Origin of the sequence: Planktothricoides sp. SR001 (assembly GCF_001276715.1) — a bacterium.
Taxonomy (GTDB): Bacteria; Cyanobacteriota; Cyanobacteriia; order Cyanobacteriales; family Laspinemataceae; genus Planktothricoides; species Planktothricoides raciborskii.
The window spans coordinates 264,511-276,786 of sequence record NZ_LIUQ01000001.1 but is presented as its reverse complement, the minus strand read 5'-3'; the positions used below and the strand labels follow the sequence as shown (position 1 = coordinate 276,786).

Here is a 12,276-nt window from a genome sequence, read left to right as displayed (position 1 = left end):
TTAGCGTTTTATTGATGAATTGAGAACTCAAAATTTATGACCATATCATCAAAAGTTAATCAATCATTACTTTTAGATAAATTCCAGCAGATTCAATGGGATCGCTGGCCGACAAAATCCGATCCAAGATGGAGAATTTTTGGAATTTTAGCCGTTTATTTGTTATTAGGGCTGACTGTTCTCGGATTTAATCGCTCTCCCGGCCAAATTTTACTCATGGTGGGTTCAGCTTGCGGGTTAGATATGCTGTTTCATTGGCTGTTTCGGGGGTCAACCTTACTGTTTCCTCTCAGTGCTGCCATTACCGGATGTTCTCTGAGCATTTTAACCAACTTTTCTCACGGGATGTGGCTGCCCTTGGTGCCAGTTTTTTTTGCCATTTCTTCTAAATACCTCGTGACTTTTCAAGGGCGTCACGTTTTTAACCCCGCCTTATTTGGCATTACAGTCAGTCTGCTGTTTTCCCAAGGGGCGATCGCCGCATCTCCCGCTTACCAATGGGGCGGTTCCCTGGCAATCCTGCTATTTATTATCACTGCGGCGCTGTTATTATTTGCCTTCAAAATTCAACGAACGGCACTGATTGTGTCCTTTCTGGGATTTTACGCCATTCAGTTAGGCTTGCGTGCCTATTTGATGCGGGATATCATTCCGCCAGAAACTATTATCACGGGAACTCTCACAGCCCCTTCCTTTTACCTGTTTGTATTTTTTATGATCACCGATCCAGCGACATCCCCCCGCACCGTCAAAGGGCAAATCTGGATGTCTCTGCTTGTGGTTGTGATTGATTTATTGTTGCATAAATATGAAAGCTTTTCCACTTTCTTTTTTGCTGGATTTATTTATTTCGCCGGTCGCTTGATTTGGAATTGGTGCGGGGAAATTTGGCAAGGAGTTCGGCAGGGAAACCAACCTAGTACGCAGGTTTTATTCCAAGCACTTTACCGCTGGGGGGCGATCGCTTCCATTGGCGTCAGCGGAGTTGCAGCCTATCAAAATTTGCTTTCAGCCAACGTCAAAATTCAGCCGGATTTTTCCCTGACGAATATAACCGCTGCTGATGCGGGAATTACCACCCATTCTAGCCAGATATTAGAGCAAGTCGATCCGCGAATGCAAACTGTAGGCAAATGGCTGCTATCTGTGGGGGACGCGGTTGCGGTTGCTGATGCTAATCAAGATGGATTACAGGATATTTTCTTAACTTACCCACTCAAAGATCAGGGCGATCGCGCCGCTTTGTATCTAAACAAAGGTAACTTCCAATTTGAGAGATTTCCCATCCCTGCCTTAGCTGAATTAGCGGCACATCCAGACTCGGAAGGATTGGCTTCAGGAGCGCTTTGGTTTGATTTTGACAATGATCGTGATGCGGATTTGCTATTGCTAGTAGGTTATGGGAAAACCAGGCTCTTGCAAAATCGTTTAATTGAGGATGGAAAATTAAATTTTGCTGACATTGGTAAAGCAGCGGGAATTGATGAATATACTATCAGCTTGACTGCCAATACCCTTGATTTTAATCAAGATGGAAAATTAGATTTAATGATTGGCAATGCCATAAATCCCTACCTACCCAATTATGAAAATACCACTCCGTTTAATATCTTTGACCTCCCCGAACCTGAATATCCGAGCGATCGGCGAATGTTCAATGTGATGCACCGAAGTTGGCATAACGCCAATAATGGGGGCGAAAATTTGTTTTATGTAAATTCAGGCCAGGGATTTGAGAAACAGGATATTGCTGGATTAGGTTTAGCCGGAAACCGCTGGACAATTGATATCGGCACCGGCGATTTAAACGGCGACAATTGGACAGATTTATATTTGGCTAATGATTTTGGCCCAGATGAGCTTTTTTTGAACCAGCAAGGTGAAAAATTTACCCCCGTGCGCGGATTTCTGGTGGGAGCAATTGGTCACGATACCTATAAAGGGATGAATGCTTCCCTGGGAGATATCGATAATAACGGAACTCTCGATATTTATGTTTCCAATGTTCACCATAAACTACAAGCAGAAGGTAGTTTGCTATGGTTAAATCAGGGAAATGTAGATGCGGTAGGCTCAAAGGCATTTAAAGACAGTGCGCTGAAGTTGAATGCCTTAAATGAAAATCGATTTGGTTGGGGAGGAGCAATGGGAGATTTAGACCGAGATGGTCATTTAGATATCCTGCAAGCAAATGGCATGGTTGATGACAGCTACGACCGGCATTTAGGCAGCGGCGAAAAAATCAAACCGGGTGCTATTTTTCCGGCACCGGAATTTCTCAGCAGTTCCAGTCGTAATAGTTGCCCTGATTATTGGTACTGGAACGCCCAAATTGCTCTAACTAAACCAGACGTTCACGGTTACGCCGATCGCTGGGCTGACTTGCGCGGTCGCTGTATTTTTCCCTACGAACAAAACCGCGTTTACCTGAACTCAGGAAAACAGTTTATTGATGTAGCCAACCAAGTGGGATGGACAGAAAAAAGTAACTCGCGGGGAATTGCCCTAGCTGATTTAGATAATGACGGAGATTTGGATGTTTTGGTGACTCACCAATTTGCCCCAGTTTCTATTTATCGCAATGACTCTGTGCCTAAATCATGGTTAGGTTTAGACTTAAAAGGAAATGGCAAAACCTGCAACCGCGACGCAATTGGTACGCAAGTTACTGTTGAGTCAGAAACAGGCATTCAGCGGCGAGAAGTTCAATCATCCAACGGTTTTTCAGCCCAGGGAGACCAGCGGTTGCTGTTCGGATTTGGGCAAATTCAGCCAAATAATCATGGCAGCAATGATCTCAGCACTAACGTCAAAATTTACTGGTGCGGTCAGACCGAACCTGAAGTGTTTAATTTACCCTTAAACCACTATTATCAAATTTCTCAATAATCATAATTTACTCCGAAAATTATGGCAAATCATCTACTGTCTCATCCTAAACCTAATGAAATTACTCCGCCATATCGAATTAACATTGCTCTAACTTTTCTCATTATTGGTGTGGGTATTTTTTTACAATGGTTAGCATCTCATGTTAGTAACTGGCCAACTACAATCGCGATCGCCATTGCCTTTTCCTTCTTATTTTTACCGCTTTACTCGCTGCTCCATGAAGCCGAACACCGTATATTCCATCCCCACCCGATAATTAATGACATATTTGGCTTCCTGTTAGCAGCATTTTTCCCCGGTTCTTTTACCTTTCTCCGCGCCTGTCATTTGGGACACCACCAACGCAACCGCACCGATGCAGAAATGTTTGACCTGTATTATCCCACTGATAATTTATTAGGCAAACGCATTTACTTCTATGCCCTTTATACAGGAATGTTTTGGCTGTCTGTTCCTGTATCAATGATTATATTGCTATTATTTCCCGGACTCTTGCGAACGTCATTATTGCGAGATGCCCCTTCAGTTTCCGCAATGGTTAGCGGAATTCCCACCCGGTATTTACTACGCATCCGACTGGAATGTTTGGCTGTAATTTTGATTCACTTGACCCTCTTTTTCGCCTTCAATTTCAAACTATGGCCTTACTTACTTCTCTATAGTTTTTACGGCTTGAATTGGTCGTCTCAACAGTATCTCCCCCATGCCGGTTCACCGCGCCACGTCCTCAACGGCGCACACAATCTTTTGGCACACCCGCTTTACAGCGCTTGGATGCTGAATTTTAACTGGCATTTAGCACATCATCAACATCCTAATGTACCTTGGATTTACCTGCCCCAATTTGACGATCCAATTCGAGACCGACCGGGTTATCTGAGCGCATTTATTCGATTTTGGCGAGGGCCGCAGCCAGTAGCAGAAATAACCACTCAGAATCAAACAGATTAATCACCGATTTATATGACACATTTTGGCTTACTTTGCCCCCCAGTAACCAGTCATCTTAAGGCTATGACTGCATTAGGTTGGGAACTGAAACAGCGGGGGCATTCTGTCACCTTATTTGCCATGGCAGTAGCTCAACCTTTTGCTTTGATAGCTGGCTTAAACTTTTGGGAAATTGGCACAGAAGAAATTGGCCAGGAAAGTCTGAAAAATTCTCTAGCAAAATTGGGAGAATTAACCGGGATAGCTGCCGCTATCTTTACTATAAATTTGCGCTTGTGGGAAGTAAAATTAATTCTCACAGAAGCACCAGCAGCAATTAAGGCAGCCGGTATAGATGTATTATTAATTGACCAATTTACGGCGGCTGGCAGTACCGTTGCCGAATTGCTCCAGATTCCTTTTATTACTGTTTGTAATGCTTTGCCAATGAATCAAGAAAGGGGAATTCCTCCCAGTTTTACCCCTTGGGACGATGTTGCATCCGCAACGCTTCGCGAACAGTCGGCTTGGTGGGCGCATCTCCGCAACGACCTGGGTTATTTTCTCTTTAATTATTTCTGGCAGCCAATTAAGCGGGCATTGAATGATTATCGCCAACAGTGGCATTTACCCCTTTATACTCATCCTGATGATGCTAACTCAAAAATTTTACAACTGAGCCAATCATTGGCTGAGTTTGAATTTTCCTGGCAGCATTTGCCCCCCTATTTTCATTTTACGGGTCTTTATCAAGCCCCGATAAATTATGATCCGGGGGTATCTTTTCCTTGGGAAAGGTTAACGGGTCAACCTCTGGTTTATTGCTCGATGGGAACATTACAAAATCGTTTTTTGTCTGTTTTTGAGCTTGTGGCCGCCGCTTGTGAAAAATTAGATGTTCAGTTGGTGATTTCTTTAGGGGGCGGTGGAACACCAGAATCTTTGCCAAAATTGCCCGGTTCTCCTTTGGTTTTCGGCTATGTGCCTCAAGGGGAATTGCTAAAAAAAACTGCCATGACCGTGACTCATGGCGGTTTGAATACTACCTTAGAATCTTTAAATGAAGGCGTTCCCCTGTTAGCAATTCCCATTACTAACGATCAGCCCGGAGTGGGGGCGCGTCTGGTTCGTAGTGGCGCTGGAGAGATGATATCTCTGTCTCAGTTGAGGGTTTCTCCCTTGAAAAATGTGATGCAAAAAGTTTTAACTGAAAGTCAATATATAAATAATGCAGTACGCTTACAAAAAGCAATTCACGACGCCGGAGGATCTAGTCGAGCCGCCGATTTGATTTTACAAGCGATTCGCCCTCCGCGATAGCTTCGCTTCACGCCCGGTTTCAGAGCATCTTGGTCTTTAAGGCGGCAACCTCATCACCAGATAGCTTTTGCCGGATGTTAAATGATTTCAAACTATGATGGCTCAGATCCGCTGCCAATCCGCTGCCAATCCGCTGCTAATCCGTTGCCAATCCGCTGCTAATCCGTTGCCAATCCGCTGCTAATCTCCGACACTTACTGTAAACTTATGTAAAGTTACTCTCAGAATTTATCAATCAATATGCTCTCATATCGCAAAATACTGACCACATTGCTGGTCAGTTGCCTTACCCTGATGGTATGGTTAAACTTTGTCCCTGCGGCGGCAGCCCTCGGTGGAACACAACCGACTATTGGCGAACCGGCGCCCGCATTCACCCTACCCACGAATAGCGGTGATGGGGAAATTTCTCTCAGGGACTATCGGGGTCAGTGGTTGGTTGTCTATTTTTACCCCAAAGATTTCACCTCTGGCTGCACTCTTGAAGCCCGAAAGTTTCAACAAGACTTGCCGAAATATATCGAAAGAAATACCCAAATTTTGGGGATTAGCGCCGATGATGTAGACTCTCATGCGAAATTTTGCGATGCGGAAGGTTTAAAATTTCCGTTGTTAGCAGATACCGATGGGGCAGTTAGTAAAGCTTACGGTTCTTGGTTGTCCCCTTATTCTTTACGTCACACTTATATTATTGACCCCAATGGCATTTTGCGGGAGAAATTTTTAGGGGTCAGACCGCCGATTCACAGTCAAGAAGTTTTGGATCGTTTGGATGAGTTACAAGTTTTGTAATTCTTAACTTGAATCCAGCAAGTGTAGGGGTGATTCGCGAATTACCCTCTTTGTATAGCCTTTTGATTTCAAATGTAGAGAAAGGGTTTCACCCCAGCGAAAAGTCCCTCACCAGTGATTCCGGGACTGTTCGCTGGTTTTTTTATCCTGCGAAGAATTGGATCTTGGGTGTTATTCCGGTCAAGATTGGTATATTAAATAGTTATTTACTGAAATTTTGTTAATTTTGTTTAATATTGTTTTAAACCGATTCACAAAAAATCAAGCAATGTAAGCATTTGTCACCAATCTAATGTTAATTTTTATATCTAACCAACCTGCCGATCCGGTTGGCGATCCGGAACGCCAATGAAAAATTCAGTGAAGCTTAAGGTTTTATGCTTAATTTTATTTTGGAGTTTATGGGAAATACCCGCAGGATTAATTAATGTTAAAAAAAACAAAAGAAACGATCATTTTTTAAAAAATCATATAAGATACATCTGATCGTGACAAGATTACTGATTTTATCCCGAAAAAAAGATCGCGGGGCGATCGCGCAGCGTCCCGGAAAGAATCGCGGCATCAGAATGAGAATTCACAATTCTGTTTGTTCGGTTTTGAAGGGTCGCTTCTATTCTAACTGGGGAAAAGCCAAACATATCTGGTAGTTTCCATTGCTGCAACTGTTAAAAGATTTAAGTTATTTAAGAAATCCGATTAATGATGTCAAAACTCATAGAGCAAAAACAATTGTCGAAAAAACGTTTACCCAATCATCGCTGGCAAATTTACTCAGAAAACCCGCATTTAGCCAGAGAATTGGCAAAAACGACGAATTTACCCCCTGTGTTGGCACAGGTGTTAATTAATCGAGGGATAGAAACCCCAGAAGGCGCTGAAGAATTTATTAATCCAGATTCTCTGGTGTTGCCGCCACCGATCGCCGAATTTCCTGATTTAGCCAAGTCGGTGGATTTGTTGCATTGCAGCATCGCCTCTGGGCAAAAAATCGCCATTTGCGGGGACTATGATGCCGATGGCATGACCAGCACTGCTTTACTGCTGCGGGCATTGCGGAGTCTGGGGGCTAGGGTGGATTACGCCATTCCCAGTCGGATGAAAGACGGCTATGGGATTAATGTGCGGATTGTGGAAGAGTTCTACCAGGAAGGTGTGAGCCTAATTTTGACCGTGGATAACGGCATTTCGGCGGTAGAACCTGTCAAACGCGCCCGGGAATTGGGCTTAGATGTGATCGTCACCGATCACCACGAAGTCCCCAAAGAAATTCCCCCCGCTACGGCAATTCTCAACCCCAAACTGATTAGAGAAGAGTCTCCTTATCGCGGGGTCGCGGGGGTGGGCGTGGCCTATATTTTAGCCGTGTCTTTGGCGCAAGCAATGGGAAAAGCCCAACCGCTGATTAAACCCATGCGGGAGTTGCTAACTCTGGGGACGATCGCGGACTTAGCGCCCTTGACCGGGGTCAACCGTCGCTGGGTGAAGTGGGGGTTACGACAATTACCCAAGTCTGAGTTAGCGGGAATCCAAGCCTTAATCCAAGTTTCTGGGGCTGATGGCAATGGGGCTGGATCGAAAGCGATGAAACCCGATGAAATTGGCTTTCGCCTTGGCCCGCGCATTAATGCGATCGGACGCATTGGCGATCCGCAAATCATCATTGAACTGCTGACCACGGATGATATGGCTGTGGCCCTGGAACGGGCGATGCAATGTGAGGCGATTAATCAGACGCGGCAGCAAATGTGTCAGGATATCGAATTTGAGGCGATCGCCCTGATAGAAGAACAGCAAATTGACTTAAAGCGCGACCGTGTATTGGTGTTGCTGCAACCGGCTTGGTGTGAAAAACCCTTATGGCATCATGGGGTGATTGGCATTGTGGCTTCTCGCTTAGTCGAACGCTACGGAGTGCCGGTGTTTATCTGCACCTATGAAGACTCAGAACGCAAGCAGGTTCGCGGGTCTGCCAGAGGTATTCCCGAATTTGATGTTTTTGAAGCCTTACAATTTTGTCACAATCTGCTCCATAAATATGGCGGTCATCGGGCAGCGGGGGGTTTTTCCCTGGCCGCCAAATTGGTGCCGGATTTTCACGCTTGCCTGCGGATGTTTGCCAACCGTTGCTTAGACCTGAATCACTTGAAGCCTTTGATAGAAATTGATTCCCGCTTGGACTTTGAGCAAATTAATTTAGACTTGTATCGGCAGATCGACGCCTTAGAACCTTGCGGAATTGAAAACCCCGCCCCGGTCTTTTGGACTCCCAACGTCCAAGTCCTAGAGCAAAGAATAGTCGGCAAAGGACATATTAAGCTGACTTTAACCACGGAACAGTCATATGGTGAGATGAAGGCGATCGCCTGGCGATGGGGAGATTATTTTCCCTTGCCCCCAGTCGTGGATGTGGCTTATAAACTTAAAGAAAATACCTGGAATGGTCAGACCAACGTTGAGATCGAACTGATTAGTGTGCGCTGCCGCGAAGCGGATCCGTCCAGACAATCGCCCCAAGAGTTAACCCCATTTACCACGGAATCTCCTAGTTTACCCAAGGGAGCAACTTCTGCACCGTATTCGTTAAAGATTTTGGATCCCAAACCGCCGTCCGTTGGCATACAACCTTCCTGGTTAACCGGACAGGTGATCGAGCATTTATTGCCCAAACTACAAGGCAAAATTTTATGGTATGGGGCGAATAAACCAGAGATTCCCCCAGAAGTAATTGCCGCATCTGGCAATCGTTGTCAGATTATCTGCGATCGCCCCACGGAAATTTGTGAGAGTTTCCTCTTCTGGACTTTACCCCCTTCTGGCAGCCATCTCTTATGGCTCCTCGCCAAAGGGAAACCCTGTTACGTCTATATATATAACCATGTCCCCCAGTTGCCTACCGCCGATCAACTGCGATCGCGCTTGCAAGCATACATCCAAGAATTTCCCCATGAACCCCTCAACCTCCTGCAAATTGGGCAACGGTGGTGGGTTGCCCCCAGCACCCTCATCGCCACCTTGCGAGAATTAGGTCATCCTTGTCCCGACTTTGCCAAAACCGGCAGCCTCGAACAAGAGCTCGAACGGCTACGTCGTTGGTATCGGTTCACTCCTGCCAAATTAGCCCAAATTGCTTGGTAATGGTTTTGGTAATGGGTTTGGTAATGACTTACTGGGGATGCAACAGAATTCACTGTAAGGGCGAAGCATTCCCATAAAAATTCCCGCAGATAATTTATAAATTATCTGCGGGAATGCTTCGCCCTGGCGAAGCATTCCCGTAAACAATTCACGCTTCTCCTTCCAATTATCTGCGGGAATGCTTCGCCCCTACCGAGGGGAAAAACGCTGTAAGTCCCGATCGGTTTTTTTGCTACGAAAAAGCCCGAACCAGTCGGGCAAAAAATAACATCAACTTCAGGCGATCGGGCGATCGAGCGATCGCCACTTACATATCGCCACCGCGAAGCGCCAGCAAGAAAATCACAATCGGGCCAGAAAGCATAATCATAGCCACCAAAGTCAACTGAGCAATCACCTCGTAATTCAGGTTGCCGAAAAAATCAAAGATAGCGTCCATGTTGCCTCCACAATAAATCCAAATAATTCCAAATAATATAGGGGAATGGATAGACAAATGCAAATTTGATCTCAACCGGAAGCAGCGTCTCTGTTTCTCCTTGCCCGGTTGACCCTGGAAAGTCGCCACAGGGAAAGACTGCCTCTTGATGATTTCACAGGGTGCATAAGGGTGAATTGAATCATCCGCATAATGATTTTATCCGCCTAAAGCTCATTTTTTTTAAACAAGTTTACAAAAATATAAGAAATGCAATACAAAATTCTCAGACATTCGCTTCAAATCATCACTCAATCGTTTTTGAGTGATAAATTATTCCTGCTAAAACATCTCGAGACTTCTTGCTTTCCCACGCTAAAAAACCGATGGCAAGTCCCGAAAGTCCCGAAAGTCCTGAAAGCCTCCACCCCCCCGTCGCCCTCCCTTTGAAGGGGGGTTGGGGGGATCCACTGCGAAACGGTATTTTGTCCGGACTGTCTATTAGCGTAAATTAAACGAATTAACAAACTGGTTGACTTGATTCGGTTGTTCAGAAACCCCGAACAAGAAATAAACTCTTTCCTGGACTAAATACAAGCGCAGAACTAAAGCTGCCTCTGCCTCATTAATCCGATATTCTAGACCGGGATGACCTTTTAAATTAATCGATTGCTCCACTTCCTTTAACCCTTCCAACTGGGTAGAAATTAGGAATAGAGCGCTCATATAATCCAACACTGCCGCCGAATTCGTTCCCTGCAAATAGTTACGGGGCAAGTCGGTGTAAATTACCCCATAAGCACCCCCATCGTCTTCAAAGGTCATTTCGTTAAAGGTCAGGGTCAATCCTTCGCCAACTTCCTCGGCATTTCTGCTAGAAACTGGTTCACCAGGCATTCTAATCGTGAATCGTTCTGACCCATATTCCCGCCAACCCGTTTGAGCAAGCTGCATCACCTCGGCATTTGTTTGAGGAGCAGCCGTTTCGCTGGCCACCACCGGAAGTGCGGCACCGAAAGCCGTCAACAGGACGTTCAAAAATAAAACAGGGGTGCAAATTTTAAGTTTCATTGGTTTGATTTTCTAGATGATATTTACCGATGTATTAGTCAGGTCAGCGATGAATATACGGCGAACGCGCCGATCGACCCGGGCTTTAAATCAACACGATCGCCGTCGGTCTTGCAGAATGCCCCGGATCTCCTGGGGATGAAACATGATGGGACGATGAAGATTTTCGCTTGGCTCCAGAATCTTATCAAAGTCTTGTTCCTGAATATCCGAGAAACCTAGACGGAGAATCTTTAACCTTTGTGTCCAGCGATCGCAAAAATCACTACGATCTGGTATAGACCAACGGTTTTTCTGTTAACGTGCGATCGCCCACTATCATCATTTTCACCCCGCCAGCAGGCCCAAGAGTTAAAGCGCGGCGTTGGGGCTTTACCGGGCGACTATCTGCTAATTCTAGTTGATATTGTTGCAGAATTGTAGCTAAAACTAACTTCATTTCAAATTCAGCTAATGTTGCCCCAATACAGCGACGCGCCCCTGCCCCAAACGGCATATATTCATAAGGAGAAAATTGACGTTCTAGGAAGCGGTCTGGGTTAAACTTTTTCGGTTCTGGATATAAATCTTCCCGTTGGTGTAACAGATAAATAGAACCCGTGATGACTGCACCGGCTTCTATATGCTTGCCCAACAGTTCTACGGATTCTGTCACCAAACGGGGAAAGGTTAACATTCCTACTGGATAAATTCTTAAAGTTTCTTGGCAAACTGCTGTCAGATAAGGCAGTTTAACCAAGGTCATTGGGTCTGGATTCTGGCCGAGGCTGTCAATTTCTGCTAATAGTTTTTCTTTGACTCCTGGGACTTTGTGAGTCCAGTACAAAGACCAAGCGGCAGCGGTGGCCGTGGTTTCGTGACCGGCTACCAGTAAGGTCATTAATTCATCTCGCAATTCTTCATCACTAATTCCCTGACCATTTTCATCACGAGCGGACAATAATAAACTCAGAATATCCGTGCGATCGCTGTCTCCTTCCTGGCGGCGATCGCGAATTTCCGCGTACAGCAATTCATCAATTTGTTGCTGTTGCCGTTTAATCCGTGAACCCGGACTCCAAGCACCATAATCTTTAGCTAAAAAAGGGAAAAAAATCAAACTGGCATTTAACGGAGAACTTACCGCATTTAATCGTGTAGTCAACAGTTGTTCTAGTTGAGCATAACGCGGGCCTTTATGCAAACCAAAAACCGCCTGCAATATCACTCGCATGGTAATTTTTTGCATAATACTCCGAACCGAAAACGGCTCTCCCAGATGACATTGACTCGTAACTTCTTTGGTTAAATCTCCAATCAGTTGACCATAGGCTTGCATTCGTTCCCCATGAAACGGAGGCAACAATAGCTTACGCCGTTTTTGATGCTTGGGGTTCTCTAATAGAATCACAGAATTGTCCCCTAAAATCGGTCGGAAAAGCTCGTTTAAATACCCTGGAGCCGTAAATTGTTTAGGATTAGTCAAAATTATTTGTAAAGCTTCCGGGTTGCTGAGGAAGATAAAATTTTGACTGCTTGGGCCAACCGCCGATAGGAAAATATCACCATATTTTGCCCTAGTGCGATCCATATAACCGAGTGGATCGCCGATCCATTCAAGTAGCTGGAAAAAACGAGGAGTCTTTGGGCCGTCCGGTAATGTCATGGTAATTATGGGGTAATTATGGGTTTGCAAAAGTTTGTTTATTCATTATTCTAATCATAGATGGTAATTT

Annotated in this window: 9 protein-coding genes; 6 read left to right on the top strand and 3 right to left on the bottom strand. The window is 45.1% G+C overall.

All coding sequences use genetic code 11. The annotated features are described in order from the left end of the window. Positions 1 to 36 precede the first annotated feature (36 nt). The 6 genes from AM228_RS01135 (at position 37) to recJ (ending at position 9,072) form a co-directional block, all read left to right on the top strand. Positions 37 to 2,889 (top strand): FG-GAP-like repeat-containing protein, encoded by a 2,853-nt coding sequence (locus AM228_RS01135; RefSeq protein ID WP_082348691.1) that lies wholly within the window; start codon positions 37 to 39, stop codon positions 2,887 to 2,889. Between the two features lie 21 nt (positions 2,890 to 2,910). Further along, positions 2,911 to 3,843, top strand: a complete 933-nt coding sequence (locus AM228_RS01130; protein ID WP_054464240.1) for a fatty acid desaturase — start codon at positions 2,911 to 2,913, stop codon at positions 3,841 to 3,843. 63 nt (positions 3,844 to 3,906) lie between these two features. Continuing rightward, on the top strand, positions 3,907 to 5,142 hold the full coding sequence (locus AM228_RS01125) for a glycosyltransferase (protein WP_231636525.1): 1,236 nt from the start codon (positions 3,907 to 3,909) through the stop codon (positions 5,140 to 5,142). A gap of 294 nt (positions 5,143 to 5,436) precedes the next feature. Further along, positions 5,437 to 5,934: a peroxiredoxin gene (locus tag AM228_RS01120; RefSeq protein ID WP_369817655.1), complete on the top strand. Its 498-nt coding sequence runs from the start codon at positions 5,437 to 5,439 to the stop codon at positions 5,932 to 5,934. Positions 5,935 to 6,422: 488 nt separating this feature from the next. Next, on the top strand, positions 6,423 to 6,584 hold the full coding sequence (locus tag AM228_RS31550) for a hypothetical protein (protein ID WP_156331445.1): 162 nt from the start codon (positions 6,423 to 6,425) through the stop codon (positions 6,582 to 6,584). 52 nt (positions 6,585 to 6,636) lie between these two features. Then, positions 6,637 to 9,072 carry a single-stranded-DNA-specific exonuclease RecJ gene (recJ, locus tag AM228_RS01110; RefSeq protein ID WP_082348690.1) on the top strand — a complete coding sequence of 812 codons (2,436 nt, stop codon included), beginning with the start codon at positions 6,637 to 6,639 and terminating at the stop codon, positions 9,070 to 9,072. Between the two features lie 307 nt (positions 9,073 to 9,379). On the opposite strand, the gene psb30 is transcribed toward recJ, so the two are convergent. From psb30 to AM228_RS01095, 3 genes are all read right to left on the bottom strand, one after another. Further along, positions 9,380 to 9,511 carry a photosystem II reaction center protein Ycf12/Psb30 gene (gene psb30 / locus AM228_RS01105; protein ID WP_054464235.1) on the bottom strand — a complete coding sequence of 44 codons (132 nt, stop codon included), beginning with the start codon at positions 9,509 to 9,511 and terminating at the stop codon, positions 9,380 to 9,382. A gap of 480 nt (positions 9,512 to 9,991) precedes the next feature. Continuing rightward, complete coding sequence (locus tag AM228_RS01100; protein WP_054464234.1) at positions 9,992 to 10,561, bottom strand: hypothetical protein; 570 nt, start codon at positions 10,559 to 10,561, stop codon at positions 9,992 to 9,994. Between the two features lie 265 nt (positions 10,562 to 10,826). After that, entirely contained in the window at positions 10,827 to 12,206 is a 1,380-nt protein-coding gene (locus AM228_RS01095) for a cytochrome P450 (RefSeq protein ID WP_054464233.1), read from the bottom strand. Between the last annotated feature and the right edge of the window lie 70 nt (positions 12,207 to 12,276).